The 17,113-nt window shown below is 64.2% G+C and carries 21 protein-coding genes; 7 read left to right on the top strand and 14 right to left on the bottom strand.

The window, feature by feature from the left end:
* Positions 1-9: 9 nt before the first annotated feature.
* The gene (locus FIU89_RS04485) at positions 10-384 is read right to left on the bottom strand and encodes a hypothetical protein (protein WP_152491481.1); all 375 of its coding nucleotides are present in this window, start codon (positions 382-384) and stop codon (positions 10-12) included.
* A 72-nt stretch (positions 385-456) separates the two neighbouring features.
* On the opposite strand from FIU89_RS04485, the gene FIU89_RS04480 reads away from it, so the two are divergent.
* Positions 457-1,230 carry an alpha/beta fold hydrolase gene (locus FIU89_RS04480; RefSeq protein ID WP_152491480.1) on the top strand — a complete coding sequence of 258 codons (774 nt, stop codon included), beginning with the start codon at positions 457-459 and terminating at the stop codon, positions 1,228-1,230.
* A 44-nt stretch (positions 1,231-1,274) separates the two neighbouring features.
* On the opposite strand, the gene FIU89_RS04475 is transcribed toward FIU89_RS04480, so the two are convergent.
* Positions 1,275-1,460 carry a CTP synthetase gene (locus FIU89_RS04475; RefSeq protein ID WP_152491479.1) on the bottom strand — a complete coding sequence of 62 codons (186 nt, stop codon included), beginning with the start codon at positions 1,458-1,460 and terminating at the stop codon, positions 1,275-1,277.
* A gap of 1,036 nt (positions 1,461-2,496) precedes the next feature.
* Here FIU89_RS04475 and FIU89_RS04470 point away from each other — a divergent pair.
* Both FIU89_RS04470 and FIU89_RS04465 read left to right on the top strand, forming a co-directional pair.
* Entirely contained in the window at positions 2,497-2,784 is a 288-nt protein-coding gene (locus FIU89_RS04470; RefSeq protein ID WP_152491478.1) for a hypothetical protein, read from the top strand.
* 214 nt (positions 2,785-2,998) lie between these two features.
* The gene (locus FIU89_RS04465) at positions 2,999-3,475 is read left to right on the top strand and encodes a transposase (RefSeq protein WP_152491477.1); all 477 of its coding nucleotides are present in this window, start codon (positions 2,999-3,001) and stop codon (positions 3,473-3,475) included.
* A gap of 100 nt (positions 3,476-3,575) precedes the next feature.
* Here FIU89_RS04465 and lepA read toward each other — a convergent pair whose 3' ends face one another.
* Positions 3,576-5,375, bottom strand: coding sequence for a translation elongation factor 4 (lepA, locus tag FIU89_RS04460; protein ID WP_152491476.1), 1,800 nt, complete (start codon positions 5,373-5,375; stop codon positions 3,576-3,578).
* Between the two features lie 102 nt (positions 5,376-5,477).
* Here lepA and FIU89_RS04455 point away from each other — a divergent pair, with 102 nt between their 5' ends.
* Complete coding sequence (locus FIU89_RS04455) at positions 5,478-5,759, top strand: acylphosphatase (RefSeq protein ID WP_152491475.1); 282 nt, start codon at positions 5,478-5,480, stop codon at positions 5,757-5,759.
* 190 nt (positions 5,760-5,949) lie between these two features.
* Entirely contained in the window at positions 5,950-6,780 is an 831-nt protein-coding gene (locus FIU89_RS04450; RefSeq protein WP_152491474.1) for an MBL fold metallo-hydrolase, read from the top strand.
* A 2-nt stretch (positions 6,781-6,782) separates the two neighbouring features.
* On the opposite strand, the gene FIU89_RS04445 is transcribed toward FIU89_RS04450, so the two are convergent.
* The gene (locus tag FIU89_RS04445) at positions 6,783-7,370 is read right to left on the bottom strand and encodes a GcrA family cell cycle regulator (RefSeq protein WP_152491473.1); all 588 of its coding nucleotides are present in this window, start codon (positions 7,368-7,370) and stop codon (positions 6,783-6,785) included.
* Positions 7,371-7,496: 126 nt separating this feature from the next.
* Between FIU89_RS04445 and FIU89_RS04440 the strand changes: the two genes are divergently transcribed.
* Positions 7,497-8,300 (top strand): ABC transporter permease, encoded by an 804-nt coding sequence (locus tag FIU89_RS04440; protein ID WP_152491472.1) that lies wholly within the window; start codon positions 7,497-7,499, stop codon positions 8,298-8,300.
* Positions 8,301-8,367: 67 nt separating this feature from the next.
* On the opposite strand, the gene FIU89_RS04435 is transcribed toward FIU89_RS04440, so the two are convergent.
* The 3 genes from FIU89_RS04435 to FIU89_RS04425 all read right to left on the bottom strand — a co-directional run bounded on the left by FIU89_RS04435 (position 8,368) and on the right by FIU89_RS04425 (position 10,172).
* Positions 8,368-9,084: a methyltransferase domain-containing protein gene (locus FIU89_RS04435; protein ID WP_152491471.1), complete on the bottom strand. Its 717-nt coding sequence runs from the start codon at positions 9,082-9,084 to the stop codon at positions 8,368-8,370.
* Entirely contained in the window at positions 9,081-9,416 is a 336-nt protein-coding gene (locus tag FIU89_RS04430) for a hypothetical protein (protein ID WP_254701790.1), read from the bottom strand. Before FIU89_RS04430 ends, FIU89_RS04435 begins: the two co-directional genes overlap by 4 nt.
* A 159-nt stretch (positions 9,417-9,575) precedes the next feature.
* Entirely contained in the window at positions 9,576-10,172 is a 597-nt protein-coding gene (locus tag FIU89_RS04425) for a hypothetical protein (RefSeq protein WP_152491470.1), read from the bottom strand.
* Positions 10,173-10,383: 211 nt separating this feature from the next.
* Between FIU89_RS04425 and FIU89_RS04420 the strand changes: the two genes are divergently transcribed.
* On the top strand, positions 10,384-11,235 hold the full coding sequence (locus FIU89_RS04420; RefSeq protein WP_152491469.1) for a DUF4394 domain-containing protein: 852 nt from the start codon (positions 10,384-10,386) through the stop codon (positions 11,233-11,235).
* 285 nt (positions 11,236-11,520) lie between these two features.
* Here the strand turns inward: FIU89_RS04420 and FIU89_RS04415 are convergent, their stop codons facing one another.
* The 7 genes from FIU89_RS04415 to FIU89_RS22195 form a co-directional block, all read right to left on the bottom strand.
* Positions 11,521-12,105: a GNAT family N-acetyltransferase gene (locus FIU89_RS04415; protein WP_172978024.1), complete on the bottom strand. Its 585-nt coding sequence runs from the start codon at positions 12,103-12,105 to the stop codon at positions 11,521-11,523.
* Entirely contained in the window at positions 12,105-13,367 is a 1,263-nt protein-coding gene (locus FIU89_RS04410) for a pitrilysin family protein (RefSeq protein ID WP_152491468.1), read from the bottom strand. The genes FIU89_RS04415 and FIU89_RS04410 overlap by 1 nt, the downstream gene beginning before the upstream one ends.
* A complete protein-coding gene (thrC, locus tag FIU89_RS04405) occupies positions 13,364-14,752 on the bottom strand; it encodes a threonine synthase (RefSeq protein ID WP_152491467.1) in 1,389 nt (462 codons plus the stop codon). Before thrC ends, FIU89_RS04410 begins: the two co-directional genes overlap by 4 nt.
* Positions 14,749-15,438, bottom strand: coding sequence for an SURF1 family protein (locus FIU89_RS04400; protein ID WP_152491466.1), 690 nt, complete (start codon positions 15,436-15,438; stop codon positions 14,749-14,751). The genes thrC and FIU89_RS04400 overlap by 4 nt, the downstream gene beginning before the upstream one ends.
* Before the next feature lie 102 nt (positions 15,439-15,540).
* Positions 15,541-16,341, bottom strand: a complete 801-nt coding sequence (locus tag FIU89_RS04395) for a cytochrome c oxidase subunit 3 (RefSeq protein WP_152491465.1) — start codon at positions 16,339-16,341, stop codon at positions 15,541-15,543.
* 26 nt (positions 16,342-16,367) lie between these two features.
* Positions 16,368-16,955, bottom strand: coding sequence for a cytochrome c oxidase assembly protein (locus FIU89_RS04390; protein ID WP_152491464.1), 588 nt, complete (start codon positions 16,953-16,955; stop codon positions 16,368-16,370).
* Positions 16,955-17,113 (bottom strand): hypothetical protein, encoded by a 159-nt coding sequence (locus FIU89_RS22195; protein WP_172978023.1) that lies wholly within the window; start codon positions 17,111-17,113, stop codon positions 16,955-16,957. The genes FIU89_RS04390 and FIU89_RS22195 overlap by 1 nt, the downstream gene beginning before the upstream one ends.

Raw genomic sequence — 17,113 nt, 5'->3', positions numbered from 1 at the left:
CGCGGGTTTTTAAATGACGCCTTGCCAGCGCAGCGCGACCAGAACAATCGCGGCCAGGATCAACAGGTTGAACACCAGCCCGGCCAGCCAGTGGATCAGCCGTCCCCGCCGCCGGTCCGCCGGGTCGATGGCTTTCAGGTGCGTCTCAATGGCTTCGAAGGCTTTCTCCACACGCGCTTCATCAACCTGTGTCGCCAGGCGCGGATGCGACAGTTTTCGCTCCGCGTCCACCAGATACCGCCCCTCCGCTCGAAGCCGCTTGGGCAACAGCCGCCCGGCCCGACGCAGCCGCGCAGACAGGGTTTTGCCCCTGAGCCCCAGCTTTTCGTGAAGCTGCTTTTCCAGCGCCTCGCGCCGCGCGTCAAATTGTTTGCGATCAATCACTTAGTGCACCCCTTGGCGGCGCACACTAGGTGCAATTGATTGCGGGAGCAATGGCGTGTATTGGCTTGATCCATGCTGAATGTCATTCATCACGCCTCGGGCGGCAATGCACCGCCACTTCTCATCGCTCACGGGCTTTATGGCTCGGGCCGCAACTGGGGAGTCATCGCCAAGCGCCTGTCTGACCGTGGGCCGGTCATGGCCGTCGACATGCGCAATCATGGCACAAGCCCTTGGTTTTCCACGCATTCCTACGAGGACATGGCCGCCGACCTTGCCGAGGTGATCGAGGCCGAAACCGGCGGTGCGATCGACGTGCTGGGGCACTCCATGGGGGGCAAGGCGTCGATGGTGCTGGCGCTGACCCGGCCCGATTTGGTGAACCGGCTGATCGTGGCGGACATCGCGCCGGTCGGCTATGGCCACAGCCAGCTGCAATATATCGCCGCGATGCGCCGCGTGGATCTTTCGGCGATCACCAAGCGATCGGACGCAGAGGCACAGCTGAAGGATGCCGTCGACGACCCGGCGCTCATTCCCTTCTTCACGCAATCGCTTGACGTGAAAGGGAAAAAATGGCGGCTCAACCTCGATACTCTCGAGGCCGAGATGCCGAAGATCCTCGGCTTTCCCGACCTGGGCAGCCGGTTCGACAGCAAGACGCTGTTCCTGTCCGGCGCAGACTCCGACTATGTCGCGCGGGAGTACCGCCCGCGTATCAAGGCGCTTTTCCCCGACGCGAGTTTCGTCAAGATCAAGGACGCGGGCCACTGGCTGCATGCCGAGCGGCCGCGCGAGTTCGAATCCGCCGTGCGCGGATGGCTGGAAAACACGACGTCGGTATAGCGTCGGTATCCGGGTGGCATTGCGTCGGTGCCAATTCCCCGGCGTCAGCGTGCGCGGTAGAGCTGTTTCGCCACGACCCAGGACACCGGGAAGGCCACCGCGAACCCCGCCGCGGCAGAGATCAGGATGGGGGCCAACGTGTCGTGACCCATCGCCAGGGCGGCGATGACGAACGAGCCTGCGAGGGTGGATCCGATGAATACGTGCAAGATAACCATCAACCAGATCATGGCGGGTCTCCGAGTGGGATTGTTGCGCCTGTCCTGCATAGCGCGCCGCGCCGGGCAGTGCCTTGATCTGGATCACAGGCGCCTGCCGCGCGCGGGCTGTGGCCGATTTGCGAAGATATGGTGAAATCTGTCATCCATGACGCCAGATCTGGTTGACCGGCGCCACACCACGCTATATCGCAAAGACACAGGTGTTAGACGCGGTAGCATCACTGACAGCGGGGTCCGGCGGCCAATGGCCACGGACCCCGTTCGCGTTCCGACCTACTGCCATTCGGCGCATCGGAAACCGGCATTCCGCGAGAAACTGACACGCAGTCTGTCGCGGCAAGCCGGGAGTAAAGGCGCCAGGTGCTCAGACGCGGTCTTTGCATCGCAGGTTTCACCCCGCATCCTGACGCCTTTGCCGAACCGATCACCCCGAGGGGCATCCGGCCCAGCTTTGCCTCCGGCCTCGTGGAGACCATCGGCGATCCCGCCGCCCGAGGGCAACGGCACCGTTCCACACCCGTCGCCGGGCATGACCGCCTCAAGGCCCGAAGGCCTCTTGGCCACGAACAAGGGACAGGCCCCTGCCCGTTTGCATCGACCCGGCGATACGCGGGTCACCCCGGCCCCGAAAGGCGCGGGCATCCCCGAGCATCGGCCTGAACTGGCTTGAGCGGTCGATAAGGTCGTGCGACCCCCGGTTCCGCCCGCGCCGGTCCCGAGGGGCCTTTGCGGCGCTGCGTCAGGTCAGCGACCCGGTGCAGTCATTCAAATGACACACCCGAAACCTCCTCCGGGCAAGAAAAAAGCACTGCGGCATGAAAAATTCTTGGGGATAACCTGTTGATATCGCGCTGGAAATACCTGTGGATAAATCCCGAAAGCCAAGTGTTTCGGCACCTTTGCCGCGGGATAACCGCAATCCAGAAGAGAGCGGGCCTGCCCGGCCGGATTCTGCGGTTGCAAATTAACCTTTTTCTTAAAATTGACTCAGAGAAGCGCGACTCACGTGCTATGCTGGCCTGACATATCACCAGGGTGGGGACCCATGTTCAAAACAACTTTGTGCGCCGCTGCCGCGGCATTTCTCGTGATGGCCGATACTGCCAAGGCCGATACCTACATTCTCGTCAGCTGCTATCGCGGCCCGTGGACCGAAGTGATCTGGGACAAGGCGAACCCGAACTTCGTCGACTCGCTGGTCGAGGCCGGCTACAGCCCGCAGGAAGCGACCAGCATCGCGAACTATATCTGCCGCGACCCGAGGCTGGTGGACAACCCGATCGCCCTGGCAAAGGAAGTGCGGTCGGCGATGGCCAACGCGCCTAGGGGGTGAGCGCCGGTCCGGGCGGTAACGCCCGGCAAACCGCCCGGGGGACGGTTTGAGGCGCGAACGGGCGGAGCCAAGGGAAATGGCCGGGCGGCGACGCCCGGCCTTCATTGTCCAAGCCGTAGGGTGGGTGAAAACCCACGCGCCGCGACGCTTGACCATGCGTGGGTTTTCACCCACCCTACACGGTTTCTTAACCTTGGCTTGGGACTGTGGGCACATGCCCAGATACCGACGCCTGTACGTTCCCGGCGGAAAGTATTTCTTCACGGTCACGCTTGCCGACAGGTCGGCGGCGACGCTGACCGATGAAATCGACCTTCTGCGGTCGGTCTATGCTTCGGTCGTGGCCCAGCACCCTTTGCATTGCGACGCCATGGTCGTTCTACCGGATCACATCCACGCGGTCTGGACGCTGCCGCCCGAAGACGCCGATTTCTCGACACGGTGGAAAAAGATCAAAGCGTTGTTCTCGCGTCATTCGGAAACGACCGGATGCATCAACGACAGCAGGCGACGCAAAGGAGAAAAGGGGATCTGGCAGCGGCGTTTCTGGGAACACGCGATCCGCGATGACGCGGACTTTGTCGCGCATGTGAACTATTGCCACTTCAACCCAGTGAAACACGGTTTGGTCGAGCGCCCCGAAGACTGGCCCTATTCGACGATACATCGAGATATCCGCGCCGCCGCGTAGGGTGGGTGAAAACCCACGCGCCAAGGAACGTCGCGCCGCGTGGGTTTTCACCCACCCTACGCCAATCGCTTTCGCCCCCTCGCAAAAAAAATGGACAACATCAGTTGTCCATTTTCAATGCGCTAATGAACGCCTCCTGCGGGATATCCACCTTCCCGAACTGGCGCATCTTCTTTTTCCCCGCCTTCTGCTTGTCCAAAAGCTTGCGCTTCCGGCTGGCGTCGCCGCCATAGCACTTGGCGGTCACGTCCTTGCGCAGCGCCGACAGCGTCTCGCGGGCGATCACCTTGCCGCCGATGGCGGCCTGGATCGGGATCTTGAACATGTGGCGCGGGATCAGGTCCTTGAGCTTTTCGCACATCGCCCGGCCGCGCATCTCGGCCCGGTCGCGGTGGACCATCATGCTGAGCGCGTCCACCGGCTCGTCATTCACCAGCACGGACATCTTCACCAGGTTGTCCTCGCGGTAGCCTTCCAGCTGGTAGTCGAACGACGCATAGCCCCGCGTCACCGATTTCAGCCGGTCGTAGAAGTCGAACACCACCTCGTTCAGCGGCAGGTCATAGACCGCCATCGCGCGGCTGCCGGCATAGGTCAGGTCCATCTGGATGCCCCGCCGGTCCTGGCAGAGTTTCAGCACGTCGCCCAGGAATTCGTCCGGCACCAGGATCGTCGCCTTGATGCGCGGCTCTTCCACGTGGGCCACGGTCGACGGGTCGGGCATGTCGGCGGGGTTGTGCAGGTCGATCTGCGTGCCGTCCTTCATGTAGACGTGGTAGATCACCGAGGGCGCGGTGGTGATCAGCTCGATATCGTATTCCCGCTCGATCCGGTCGCGGACGACTTCGAGGTGCAACAAGCCCAGGAAGCCGCAGCGGAAGCCGAAGCCCAGCGCGGTGGAGCTTTCCATCTCGTAGCTGAACGACGCGTCGTTGAGCGCGAGTTTCTCGATGGCGTCGCGCAGATCCTCGAACTCGGCCGAGTCCACCGGGAAGAGCCCGCAGAAGACCACCGGCTGCGACGGGTTGAAGCCGGGCAGCGGCTCGGGCGTCTGGTTCTTTTCCAGCGTTATGGTGTCGCCCACGCGGGTGTCGCGGACCTGCTTGATCGAGGCGTTGAGATAGCCGATCTCGCCCGGGCCCAGCTCCTTGACCGGTTTCATCGACGGCCGGTAGACGCCGATATCGTCCACGTCATAGGTGCCGCCGGTTTTCATCATGCGGATACGGTCGCCCTTTTTCAGAACTCCGTCGATGATCCGTATTATACAGATGACGCCCAGGTACTGGTCGTACTTGCTGTCGACCAGCATCGCCTTCAGCGGCGCGTCGCGCGTGCCCTTGGGCGGCGGCAGAAGTTTGACAATGGCCTCCAACACCTCGCGGATGCCCTCGCCCGTCTTGGCCGACACAGGGATGGCGCCCGACGCGTCGATGCCGATCACGTCCTCGACCTGTTCGGCCACGCGGCTGATATCCGAGGCGGGCAGGTCGATCTTGTTGAAGACCGGGACGATCTCGTGGTCGGCGTCGATCGCCTGGTAGACGTTGGCCAGGGTCTGCGCCTCGACCCCTTGGGTGGAATCCACAACCAGCAGCGAGCCCTCGACGGCGCGCATGGAGCGCGAGACCTCGTAGGCGAAATCGACATGGCCGGGCGTGTCGATCAGGTTCAGCACGTAATCCTCGCCATCGAGCGCGGTATACTCGATGCGCACGGTGTTTGCCTTGATGGTGATGCCGCGCTCGCGCTCGATATCCATCGCGTCCAGAAGCTGTTCCTTCATGTCGCGGTCCGGCACCGTATCGGTGGCCTGGATCAGCCTGTCGGCCAGCGTCGATTTGCCGTGGTCGATATGCGCCACGATGGAGAAATTGCGGATATGCGAAAGCGGTGTCATGCGGTTGGTATGTAGGGGAATTGGGGGGTGGTCAAGGTGGCTTGAGCACGCGGGACAACGACGCGAAACGCCCTATATCCTTCCCCAGAACAGGAGGCGACCATGCATAACGAAACGACACTGACCGGCGTTCTGGTGACCGGCAAGGTGCAGGGCGTGAATTACCGCGCCTGGACGCAGGAGGAGGCGCGGTCGCGCGGTCTGCGCGGCTGGGTTCGCAACGAGGCGGACGGGTCGGTCCGCGCCGTTCTGTCGGGGCCGGAAGAGGCCGTGGCGGACATGCTGCGTGCGATGGAAAAGGGCCCGCCGGCGGCAAAGGTCGCGCGGGTGGAGCCGGAGCCCGCCGAAGCACCCGATCAGGACGGGTTCGAGATACTGCGCTGACGGCGCGTCTTTTCGCGACGTCATCCCGGACTTGATCCGGGATCTCCCGCTCGTGGGCGCGGCGCGACGGACAACGCGGCACCGATATGCTGCTCAAACAGGCATTGCACCACACCGTGCAGCTTCGCCACCGACGCAAAGCTGACTTTCCCGCCCCATGCGCTACACTTCTCGCCAGGAGGTACCGCCGATGCTTCGAGTTGCCCTGCTCTTCGCCGCTCTCGCCACCCCTGCCTTTGCTCAGGAGGCCGAGCGCAAGCCCAGTCACTGCCTGTCCATTGCGCAATCAGCCCCCGGGATCGAGTACGTTCAGAAGGCCAGCTTTCGCGACCCGGTCCCGCAGGATCGCGTGCGCATCCACTACATCGCCCACGCCTCTTTCCTGATACAGGCCCATTCCGGCACCAGCGCGGTCACCGATTTCACCGGCTTCATCGGCAACGTGGATTTCCTGCCCGACGTGGTGACGATGAACCACGCCCATGAGACCCACTGGACGCCCTTCCCCGACCCGGGCATTCCCAACGTTCTGCCGGGCTGGGGCGAAGAGCATGGCGCGGGGATCGACCATTATCTCGATCTGGGTGACATGGTGATCCGCAACGTCTCGACCGATATCCGCCCGCGCTATGGCGCGCCAGCCGAGCCCGAGGGCAACTCGATCTTCGTGTTCGAAACGGCCGGCCTGTGCATCGGACACCTGGGCCACCTGCACCACATGCCCACCGACGAGCAGTTCGCGGCCCTGGGGCGGGTTGATGTGCTGCTGGCGCCTGTCGACGGAGGTTATACTCTGCCGCTGCCCCGGATGATCGAGACGGTCGAGCGCCTGCGGTCGTCCATCGTCATACCGATGCACTGGTTCGGCGACGGCACGCTTCAGGCCTTCCTGGCGGCGATGGAGGAGGAGTTTGCAGTGGTGCGCACCGAGGACAGTGCGCTGACGGTTTCGCTCGATACGCTGCCGGGGCAGCCCACCGTCATGGTGCTGCGGCCCCGGTGGCTGTCAGAGACCGACTGATCCTACCGCTTGCGGTCGCGACGCGAGCTCATGGGCTGGAACGCGACGCCGACATGGGCCTCGCAATAGGGCTTGCCGGCTTTCACCGGCAGACCGCAGAACCAGAAATCATCCGTCGCCGGATCGCCCACGGGCCACTTGCAGGTCCGCTCGGTCAATTCCATCAGCGACAGCTTCTTCGCCTTCTTCTCGATCTCGCTGACCTTGGCCAGCGCGGCGGGGTCGATCTCGTTCGCCGAAGGTTGCGGCGGCAGGGGCTGGCCCGCCGGGATGATCGCCTTGACGCGGCTTGCCGCGGCGGTGGGCGCGGGCTCTTCCTTGGGTTCGGGCTTTTTCGCCTCGGGCTTGGGCGCGGAAGGCTTGGCCTTGGCAGCCGGTTTCGCCTTGGCGGCGGGCTTGGCCTTGGCCGGTGTCTCGGACGCGGCGGCGCCATTGCCCGAGCCGCTGCGGTTCGACAGGCCAAGGCGGTGCACCTTGCCGATCACCGCGTTGCGGGTCACGCCGCCCAGTTCCTTGGCGATCTGGCTGGCCGACTGGCCCTCGCTCCACATTTTCTTCAGCAGTTCGACGCGCTCGTCACTCCAGGACATGAGCCACCTTTCATTGGTTCATCACGCCGCCGGGTTTCCCCGGGGCGTGGTCTTTTTGCAAGTTGCCCTATTCTAATCACTGGGCGTTGAGTTACAAGGCACCGCAAGACGACAATCGAGGCCGAGATGCAGGAATTCCACGAAATGGGCAGCCGCCGCTTCGGGCGGGTCAACTGGCTTGGGCTGGCGACGCTCGCCAAGCGCGAAACCCAGCGGTTTCTTGCCGTCTGGACCCAGACCCTGATGGCGCCGCTGGCGACGGCGGGGCTGTTCCTGGTGATCTTTTCCATCGCCATCGGAGAGCGCCGGGGCGACGTGATGGGCGTGGATTTCACCACCTTCATCGCGCCCGGCATCCTGATGATGACGGTGATCCAGAACAGTTTCGCCAACACCTCGTCGTCCATCGTGATTTCCAAGGTGCAGGGCAACATCGTCGACACGCTGATGCCGCCCCTGTCACCGGCCGAGCTGGTGCTGGGCTACCTGGCCGGGGCCGTCGCGCGCGGCGTTCTGGTGGCGCTGGCCATCGCGGTGGGGCTGGCGCTGTTCCTGGGGATCGTGCCGGCGCATCCTTTGATCTGGCTGGGCTTCGTGACGCTGGGTGCCGCGTTTCTGGGGGCGCTTGGCATGGTCGCGGGGATCTTTGCGCAGAAGTTCGACCAGATGGCGGCGATCACCAACTTCATCGTCACGCCGCTCGCGTTCCTTTCGGGCACGTTCTACTCGGTCGAGGCGCTGCCCGGCGCGCTTTACACGATCAGCCACGTGAACCCGGTGTTCTACCTGATGGACGGGGGCCGCTACGGCATGATCGGCGTCTCGGACAGCAGCGTGCCGCTGGGCGCGGCGATCGTGCTGGGCTCGACGCTGGCGGTGTCGCTCCTGGCCTGGGCACTTTTCCGCAAAGGCTATCGGCTGAAGGCGTGAGCGGGCCCATTTTCCGCGCGGATAATGGCGGCGAAAATGCGCATTTTCGCGGCCCCCGTGGCGCCGGTCAGCCCCGGCCTGCCGGGCTCAGCGCGCAGACATGCCGCACCTTGCGCCCGTCGCGGAAATAGTCGTGCATACCCCGACGGTCCTCGCCCAGGATCAGGTCGTGGTCGATCCAGACACAGTCAAGGTTCAGCGCCTCGGCCATGAACTCGGTGGCCCTGCGGGACGGCACGCCGACGACCGTGTGGCTGCGCCCCTCCACCTCGGTCACGGCATTGAGCGGGTTCGACACGTCTTCCTTCAGGACCTGGATCATGGCGTTGTCCTGCACGATGAACTCGCTGTCGATCATGACCAGCCCCGGTTCCAGTGCACGAATGAGCGACAACAGGCGGAAGTGGTCCATCACGTGGTAGAAGATGCCGTAGAGCGCCACCACGTCGAACCGCTCGCCCGCCGCGCCCCGCGCCTCGAGATCGTCGAACAGGTCGCCGCAGGTCAGGCTCACGCGCGGCTTGAAGTCGGTCTCGGGGAAGGCGTCGAACCTTGCCACCAGCTCGGGCCGCGCCTCGACCCCCACGACCTCGGCCGCGCCGGCGGCGGCCAGCGCGTAGGACCACCGCCCGTCATGGGCGGCGATGTCCAGAACGCGGGCCCCTTCGATCTGCGGGCCGAACGGGTCGATGATCAGCTTGTGCCGCTGGTTCAGCCGATAGATCGTGGTTTCGTTGTCGTCATAGGGCGGAAGCTCGGTCAGAAAGTCGAACAGGCCGCTCATCGGCAAAGCCGCTCGGCCCGCTCACCATAGGCGCGATAGGCCTTCCAGAACGACTCGTCCCGGCCCCGGTCCGACTGGCGGATTTCCTGCGCCTTGTGCGGGTCGCGATAGAACGCCGCCGCGCGGCGCTGGTCGGAGGGGTTCAGCGTCTGGTCCGCCGCCGCCTGGATACAGCCGCACAGCGCCCGCGACCGCGCCTTGCGGTCGGACGCCATGCAGGCGTTCGAGATCGGACCCGACGCCATGGGCGCGGCGCGGCTGACCGAACCGCTGCGCCCGTCGAAGCGATCGGGCTGGCCGCAGCCGGCAAGGCCGACAGCCATAAGGGTCATCAATACCTTTTTCATCGGGACTGTCCTGCTCTGTCCTCGTGGTGCCGGCGGGATCGCGGGTTTGCCCCGTCTTTGCCGCACCGTTTCGTTAACCTTCAATGGTCACGATATTGCCCCATCGTCCGGGGTTTTTCAATCGGGATGACACGGACGCGACGCTCAGTCCTGCGGCGGGTTCTCTTCGGGGCGCGTGGTGTCGTACTGGTCGCCCGGCGATGTGAACCGCGTCCACCGCGCCGGCAGGATCGACCCCGAGGTCAGCGCCAGGTTTTCGCCCGTCGCCGGCATGAACCAGATCTCGGCCCCGATGCCGTCGCTGTCGCGTTCACGCACCACGGCGCGGCGCGGAATGCGGATTTTGACGCGGACACCATCGCGATACGGCAGACCGGTGCCCATGCAAGTGGCCGGGGCGCCGACATAGCTTTCGGCAGGCGCAACCTCGTTGAACACCCGGAGGTCATGCAGCACCGCCTGCCCGTCCACGGCCAGCGATCCGGGTGCCAGAAGGTCGCGCACATGCGGGCGCACATAGGCTGTCAGCCGCTCGCTTTGCGCCCAGACACCGCAGAGCGCCAACTGCCCATCGGTGGCCCGGCGCGGCTCGACCGCCACGGTGACGCCGCCGCCGGTGCTGAACCCGCCGCCGCCCAGCGTGATATCGCCGGTCAGCGGCACGGTGTCGGGGGCCGCGATGACGCTGCCTGACAGGCTGAACACGGCCAGCGTGGCGGTCATAAAGGCGCGGAATGACATGATGCGGCTCTCCATTGTGAGTTTCCCAACGCTACACAGCCTTACCATGCGCTTCAACAGGATCGCCAACACCTCTGCATGAAACAGCTAGCGTGTAACGACGAAAAAAAATCCGAGCGCGCTGAAACTTCTCTCGATCACCCTCCGTATCTTCGGTCAAGCGCCGGCCAGGGAGGCTGGTTGCGTAAGCTGAAAAAGAGAGAGGAATACAATGTATACTCGTACCATCACCGCCGTTTCCGCCCTGTCGATGCTGGGGGGCGCCGCCTTCGCGCAGAGCGATAGCGCCGACATGGGTTTCGCGCTTGCCAATGACGGCATGACGCTTGTGTCCATGGCCGACATCACATCGCCCACCGATGTGCAGACCATGGACCTCAGCGAAGCACTGGACGCCATCGCATGGCGCCCCGTCACCGGCGAACTGCTTGGCTTCAAGAACGGCATGGTCGTCACCATCGACCCCGCGAGCGGTGAGATGACCGATCTCGAAGCGGCGTTCAACGACGACGCCATGGTCGCCGACGGCTCGAAGGTCGCGTTCGACTTCAACAACAAGATCGACGCCGTCCGCGCCGTCTCCTCGGAAGAAGACAACCTGGTCTATTTCCCCAAGGATTTCAGCGCCGAGGACAAGGCCGGCAAGGTCGTGCGCGTCACTGACCTGGCCTATGCCGAAGGCGACGCCAATGCCGGCGCCGACCCGATGATCTATGCCAACGCCTATACCAACGCGATCAACGGCGAGACCGCCGGCAGCACGTTCCAATACGCGCTGGACGCGGAAACGGACTCGCTGGTCAGCCTGGCCAATAACGAAGGCACGCTGGAAACCATCGCCGAAGTCACCGTCGACGGCGAAGCCGTGGACCTGAGCGACTGGGGCGGCTTCGACATCATGTCGCCGTCCGAGGGCGAAGACATGGCCTATGCCATCCTGCAGATGGAAGGCGCCGAGACGGCCGGCTTCTACACCATCAACCTGGAAACCGGTGAAGCCATGATGGAAGCCGATCTGGGCATGGGCGGCTTCACCGCGCTGGCCATCGCACAGGCGCGCTAAGCCAAGACTTGCGTAACGAGTTCTGTTGTTGAGTTCGTAACGAGTGATGAGGGGGGCTTTCGGGCTCCCCTCTTTTTGCGAAAGGGTAGCTGCACCGCGCGGAACAGAGGCGCGGCCCTGCCGCGCCGCCGCGCGATCGCCAGACCGCCCCCCGGGCTGGCGATTGGGTGCCGTGGGCACTTCGAATTGAGGTTTTACGGATGTGGCGAAGATAAAGTGCTCTGAAGAGACGTCGGTTCGCCATCCCGCGGTCTGGCAATCGCGCGGTGCAAAAGGCCGAATGGTTTACCCCACATCCGTCCGGCCGCGCCGGTCACCGCGCAGCGCGGCATACAGAACATGCGTCCGCCAGCGCCCCGCGATCTGCAAATAGCTCTGCGCCACGCCCTCGTACTTGAACCCGCAGCTTTCCAGCAGACGCCGCGAAGGAGCGTTTTCCGGCAGACAGGCGGCTTCGAGCCGCGACAGGTCCAGTCGCTCGAAGGCGTAGTGCGACACTGCCTGCAGCGCCTCGCGCATGTAGCCCTTGCGCGCATGAGGCTGACCGGTCCAGTAGCCCAGCGTGCCCGACTGGGCGGGGCCACGCCGGATATTGTCCAGCGTGATCGCCCCCACCAGCATGTCGTCCTCGCGCCGGAACAGGAACAAGGGCACCGCCGAGCCCGACGAGATCGACCGCTGAGACCAGTAGACCCGGTTGGCGAACCCCTTGCGCGACAGGTGGTCGGCGGCCCATTGCGGCTCCCACGGGGTCAGGAAATCGGCGCTGCTTTCGCGCAAGGACGACCAGTCGCGGAAGTCCGTCAGGACGGGCTGACGCAGGGTCAGGCGCTCCGTCTCGATCCGGATCTTCCGGCGCGGCAGGAACATCAGGCCGCACGCCTTTCCTGCAAGGTCTGCAGTGACGGCGCATGGCTGACGGGCCCGTAAAGCGCCAGCGCGGCGGGCGCTTCGGTGGCAATCACCTCGGCGTGCGATTTGAGGTCCTTCAGCGTGACCGCGTCGATCCGCTCGACCACCTCGTCGAGGTCCGGCACCCGGCCCCAGATCTGCATCATCCGCGCCGAGCGTTCGGCCCGGTTCGACGGGCTTTCCAGCCCCATCAGCAGGCCCGCCTTCATCTGTGCCCGCGCCCGGTCCAGCTCGGCCTGACTGAAATCCTCGGCGGCGCGCTTCATCTCGTCCACCGTCAGGCGGCCAAGGCTTTCCATCTCGTCGGCGGACGTGCCGGCATAGATCGTGAGCATCCCGGTATCCGCATAGGCCCCGGCCTGCGCAAAGATCGTATAGCACAGCCCCCGCCGCTCGCGGATCTCCTGGAACAGGCGCGAGGACATCGAGCCGCCCAGCGCCGACGCGTAGATCTGCGCGGTATGAATGTCGGGGCTGGAATAGTTCGAGCTCTCGAACGCCATGGCGAAATGCGCCTGCTCCAGCGTGCGCACGGTGCGCGTCTCGCCCCCGGCGAACTTGGCGGCGGGCGGCGCGATGGTGTTCGAGGGCTGCATGTCGCCGAACGCCTCTTCGGCCAGCTTGACCAGCGCGTCGTGATCCACGGCCCCGGCGGCGGACAGGATCATCTGCCCCGGGCGATAGCGCTGGTCGACGAACCGCGTCAGGTCATCACGCGAAAAGCTGCGCACACGGTCTTCTGGCCCCAGGATGGTGCGGCCCAGCGGGTGGTTGGGATAGGCCTGCTCCTGCAACCAGTCGAAGATGATGTCGTCGGGCGTATCCAGCGCCTGCCCGATCTCCTGCAGGATCACGCCGCGCTCGACCTCGATCTCGCGCGCGTCGAACACCGGGTTGCGCAGGATATCGGCCACCACGTCCAGCGCCAGCGGCACGTCATCGGCCAGCACGCGGGCGTAATAGGCCGTCACCTCGCGGCTGGTATAAGCATTGATATAGCCGCCCACATCCTCGATCGCCTCGGCAATTTCCAGCGCGTTGCGCCGCTTGGTGCCCTTGAAGGCCATGTGTTCGAGGAAATGCGCGATGCCGTTCTGGGCGGCGTCCTCGTGCCGGGCACCCGCCAGGACCCACACGCCGATGGCCGCCGATTGCAGGCCCGGCATATGTTCGGTGACGATGCGAAATCCGTTGTCGAGAGTGGTCAGGTTGACGGTCAATTCGGGATGCGGTCCTTGATGAGGGTTTCGATGGCGGCAAGGTCGTTCTCGACCCGTGTCACGCGTTCCGACCGCTCATACAGGTCGGCCATACGGTCCGGCAAGGGGGGATGTTGGCCGCTGGCCTCTTCCACCGCCGCCGGGAACTTGGCCGGGTGGGCGGTTGCCAGCGTGATCATCGGGATGGCAGGGTCGCGCATTTCCTCGGCCACCTTTACGCCGACGGCGGAATGCGGACACAGCAGTTCCCCGGCGGCGTTCCAAGTCTCCAGGATCGTCGCGCGGGTCTCGTCCTCGGCGCAGCGGCCCGAGGCGAAGGTTTCCCGCAACGCCTCCAATGCTCCTTGGCTGACTGAAAAGCCGCCGGCCTTCAACTCGTCCATCAGCTGCGCCACGGCGGCACCGTCCTGATCGTAAGCATAGTAGAGCGCCCGCTCGAAATTGGAGCTGACCTGGATATCCATCGACGGGCTGATCGACGGGATCACGCCGTCGGGCCTGTATTCCGACGTGGTCAGGCAGCGGTGCAGGATGTCGTTTTGGTTGGTGGCGACGATCAGCTGGTCGATCGGCAGGCCCATACGCTTGGCGATGTAACCTGCGAAGATGTCGCCGAAATTGCCCGTGGGCACGGTGAAGCTCACCTTGCGTTCGGGCGCGCCCAGCGACACGGCGGAAGTGAAGTAATACACCACCTGCGCCAGCACCCGCGCCCAGTTGATCGAGTTCACGCCGGCCAGACCGACCGCATCGCGGAATTCGAAGTCGTTGAACATGTCCTTCACCCGCGCCTGGCAGGCGTCGAAATCGCCATCGACGGCGATGGCGTGCACGTTGTCTTCGACAGGCGTGGTCATCTGGCGGCGCTGCACCTCGCTGACCCGGCCATGGGGGTAGAGGATGAAGACATCCACCTTGTCCAGCCCCCGGAACGCCTCGATCGCCGCCGAGCCGGTATCGCCCGATGTAGCGCCCACGATGCACACCCGGTCCCCCGAGCGTTTCAACGACGCCTCGAACAGTTGGCCGATCAGCTGCATCGCGAAATCCTTGAACGCGAGCGTGGGGCCGTGAAACAGCTCCAACAGAAAATGCCCGGCATCCAGTTGCTTCAGCGGCGCCCGCGCGGCATGGCCGAACCCGGCATAGGTCTTGGCGATGATGGCGCGGAACTCGTCGTCGGTGAAGGCGTCGCCGATAAAGGGCCGCATGATGCGCAACGCCGCCTCCTCGTAAGACACCCCGTGCAGCGCCTTGATCTCGTCCGCCGCCAGCGTCGGGATGCTTTCGGGCAGGTACAGCCCCCCATCCCGCGCCAGCCCGGTCAGCATGGCTGCCTCGAAACTCAAGACGGGCGCGTTGCCCCGGGTCGAGATGTATTTCATCGGTCCAGTCCTTTTGCGGCGCCACGGCCGCGGAAGATATAGAAAGCGGTCATGCCCAGCCAGATGGCGGCCAGCGAGAACCACGTGATCGCGTATTGCAAGTGATCGTTCGGAATGTGGGCCGTGTCCACCGGCAAGGGCGTCACGGCCTCCTCTGGCTGCGACAGGGTGCGCGCCACCAGCAGCACCGGCTCGGTGTCCAGCACCTCGGCCATCTGGCCCAGGTCGCGGGCGAACCAGGTGTTGCCGTCGACATCGTTTTCGGGCGTCGAGCTGTTGCGGTCGTCGGGCCAGTGCAGGTTGCCGGTGACCGTCAGCGCGCCCCCGGGCGCGTCACTCAGCGCATCGCCCTGCCGGATGAAGCCGCGATCCACCAGGATGCGCCGCCCGCCTTCAGTCTCGAAGGGCGAGATCACCAGGTATCCCGCGCCCACCTGCTTGCGGCTGACTAGGACGCGCAGCGCCCCGTCTCCGAATTGACCGCTCACTTCCACCGGCAGATACTTGTCCGCCTCGGGATCGAACCTTTCCGGCAGCGCCACCGGCGCGGCGTCGATCCGCGTCTCGATCTGCGAAAGGATGCCTTCCTTCCAGTCCAGACGCTGCACCTGCCACACGCCCAGCCAGATCAGCACGGCCGCACCGGCCAGCCCGAAGATCAGCGGAAGGAGTGTTTTTCTTAGCATGATGCCCCATCTGACGCGAAAATGCGGAAGGCTCCCCCTCCGCATCTTCCTCTGGCTTCAAATATCCCCGCCGGAGGCAGAGAATTTTCGTACGAAAATTCTTCAGCCGCCCCAGATGTAGACCGCGGCGAACAGGAACAGCCACACCACGTCGACGAAGTGCCAGTACCAGGCGGCGGCTTCGAACCCGATGTGTTTTTCGGGGGTGAAGTGGCCCCGCATGAGCCGCAGAAGGCAGACGAACAGGAAGATCGTTCCGATCACCACATGCGCCCCGTGAAAGCCGGTCGCCATGAAGAAGTTCGCGCCGTAGATGTTGCCCGAAAATCCGAAAGCCGCGTGGCTGTATTCATAGGCCTGCAACCCGGTGAAGATCACCCCCAGGGCGATGGCGATGGTCAGGCCCCATTTGACGTCGTCGCGGTTGTTCTCGTGCACCAGCGCGTGGTGCGCCCAGGTGGCGGCCATGCCCGAGCACAGCAGGATCAGCGTGTTGATCAGCGGCAGGTGCCAGGGGTCGAACGTCTCGATCCCCGCCGGCGGCCAGACGCCATCGGTAATGGGGGACATCTCGCCCATCGGGTAGATCGCGTGCTTGAAGAAGCTCCAGAACCACGCGGCGAAGAACATAACCTCGGACATGATGAACATGATGAAGCCATAGCGCAGCCCGATCCGCACCACCGGCGTATGGTCGCCCGCCTGGCTTTCCTTGATCGTGTCCGCCCACCAGCCGAACATCACGTAGGCGACGCCCACGAAGCCGGCCAGCAGCATCCACGGCCCGCTGCCGTGAAAGAACAGCACCGCGCCGAACAGCATGACGAACCCGGCCATTGCCCCCAGGAGGGGCCAGATAGAGGGGTTCAGGATGTGGTAGTCGTGATTTTTTTCATGTGCCATCTAGCAAAGTCCCTCGTCGGTGGCTCTTAGTTCACGTTGTTATCAGGCGCCTCGCCCTTGTCGAGCGCCGCCTGCGTTTCGTCTTCGGGCAGGTCGATCTCGTAGAACGTATAGCCCAGTGTGATGGTTTTCGTGTACTGCGCATCGCGGTCGTCGACAATCTCGGGATCGACGAAAAACGTCACCGGCATCTGCACGCGTTCGCCCGGTTGCAACACCTGCTGCTCGAAGCAGAAGCAATCGATCTTGGTAAAGAACCCGCCCGCCTCGAACGGCGTGACGTTGTAGCTGGCCGAGCCCGCGATCGGGCGGTCGGTGGGATTGTAGGCCTCGTAGAAGGCAAGGCCCGTCTCGCCGATGCGGATCTCCATCTGACGCTGCACCGGCTTGAACTCCCAAGGAAAGCCGCGCTCGTTGCTGGCGTCGAAGCGGATCTTGATGGTGCGGTCCAGGATCTCGTCCGAGCCCAGGTCGGCCACGTTGGTCTCGCCGCCATAGCCCGTCACCCGGCAGAACCAGTCGTAAAGCGGCACCGACGCCCAGGCCAGCGCGCCCATCGTGACGCCCACGGCCACCAGCCGCATCACCGTCTTGGTATTCCGGTCCATCGCCATCAGCCTGCCTCCTCTGTCGTCACCGCGAAATCGTCGTCAGACACCTTGGCGATGGTCAGCCCGAAGACAAGTGCGACAAAAGCGGCAAGAACCAGGCCGAGCCCGAGGTTGCGCGAAAAGCGGCGCTTGTGCATTTCGTGTTGGCGCGACAGCGACAT

Origin of the sequence: Roseovarius sp. THAF27, assembly GCF_009363655.1 — a bacterium.
Classification (GTDB): Bacteria; Pseudomonadota; Alphaproteobacteria; order Rhodobacterales; family Rhodobacteraceae; genus Roseovarius.
Note: the sequence above shows the minus strand (reverse complement) of the source record. Positions and strands in the feature narration are given on the sequence as shown.

What these genes read in the sequence shown, in the direction of transcription:
- FIU89_RS04480 (WP_152491480.1), top strand. Translation starts at nt 457, where the DNA reads ATGCTGAATGTCATTCATCACGCCTCGGGCGGCAATGCACCGCCACTT.
- FIU89_RS04475 (WP_152491479.1), bottom strand. Translation starts at nt 1,460, where the DNA reads ATGATCTGGTTGATGGTTATCTTGCACGTATTCATCGGATCCACCCTC.
- FIU89_RS04470 (WP_152491478.1), top strand. Translation starts at nt 2,497, where the DNA reads ATGTTCAAAACAACTTTGTGCGCCGCTGCCGCGGCATTTCTCGTGATG.
- FIU89_RS04465 (WP_152491477.1), top strand. Translation starts at nt 2,999, where the DNA reads ATGCCCAGATACCGACGCCTGTACGTTCCCGGCGGAAAGTATTTCTTC.
- lepA (WP_152491476.1), bottom strand. Translation starts at nt 5,375, where the DNA reads ATGACACCGCTTTCGCATATCCGCAATTTCTCCATCGTGGCGCATATC.
- FIU89_RS04455 (WP_152491475.1), top strand. Translation starts at nt 5,478, where the DNA reads ATGCATAACGAAACGACACTGACCGGCGTTCTGGTGACCGGCAAGGTG.
- FIU89_RS04450 (WP_152491474.1), top strand. Translation starts at nt 5,950, where the DNA reads ATGCTTCGAGTTGCCCTGCTCTTCGCCGCTCTCGCCACCCCTGCCTTT.
- FIU89_RS04445 (WP_152491473.1), bottom strand. Translation starts at nt 7,370, where the DNA reads ATGTCCTGGAGTGACGAGCGCGTCGAACTGCTGAAGAAAATGTGGAGC.
- FIU89_RS04440 (WP_152491472.1), top strand. Translation starts at nt 7,497, where the DNA reads ATGCAGGAATTCCACGAAATGGGCAGCCGCCGCTTCGGGCGGGTCAAC.
- FIU89_RS04435 (WP_152491471.1), bottom strand. Translation starts at nt 9,084, where the DNA reads ATGAGCGGCCTGTTCGACTTTCTGACCGAGCTTCCGCCCTATGACGAC.
- FIU89_RS04430 (WP_254701790.1), bottom strand. Translation starts at nt 9,416, where the DNA reads ATGACCCTTATGGCTGTCGGCCTTGCCGGCTGCGGCCAGCCCGATCGC.
- FIU89_RS04425 (WP_152491470.1), bottom strand. Translation starts at nt 10,172, where the DNA reads ATGTCATTCCGCGCCTTTATGACCGCCACGCTGGCCGTGTTCAGCCTG.
- FIU89_RS04420 (WP_152491469.1), top strand. Translation starts at nt 10,384, where the DNA reads ATGTATACTCGTACCATCACCGCCGTTTCCGCCCTGTCGATGCTGGGG.
- FIU89_RS04415 (WP_172978024.1), bottom strand. Translation starts at nt 12,105, where the DNA reads ATGTTCCTGCCGCGCCGGAAGATCCGGATCGAGACGGAGCGCCTGACC.
- thrC (WP_152491467.1), bottom strand. Translation starts at nt 14,752, where the DNA reads ATGAAATACATCTCGACCCGGGGCAACGCGCCCGTCTTGAGTTTCGAG.
- FIU89_RS04400 (WP_152491466.1), bottom strand. Translation starts at nt 15,438, where the DNA reads ATGCTAAGAAAAACACTCCTTCCGCTGATCTTCGGGCTGGCCGGTGCG.
- FIU89_RS04395 (WP_152491465.1), bottom strand. Translation starts at nt 16,341, where the DNA reads ATGGCACATGAAAAAAATCACGACTACCACATCCTGAACCCCTCTATC.
- FIU89_RS04390 (WP_152491464.1), bottom strand. Translation starts at nt 16,955, where the DNA reads ATGGCGATGGACCGGAATACCAAGACGGTGATGCGGCTGGTGGCCGTG.
- FIU89_RS22195 (WP_172978023.1), bottom strand. Translation starts at nt 17,113, where the DNA reads ATGTCGCTGTCGCGCCAACACGAAATGCACAAGCGCCGCTTTTCGCGC.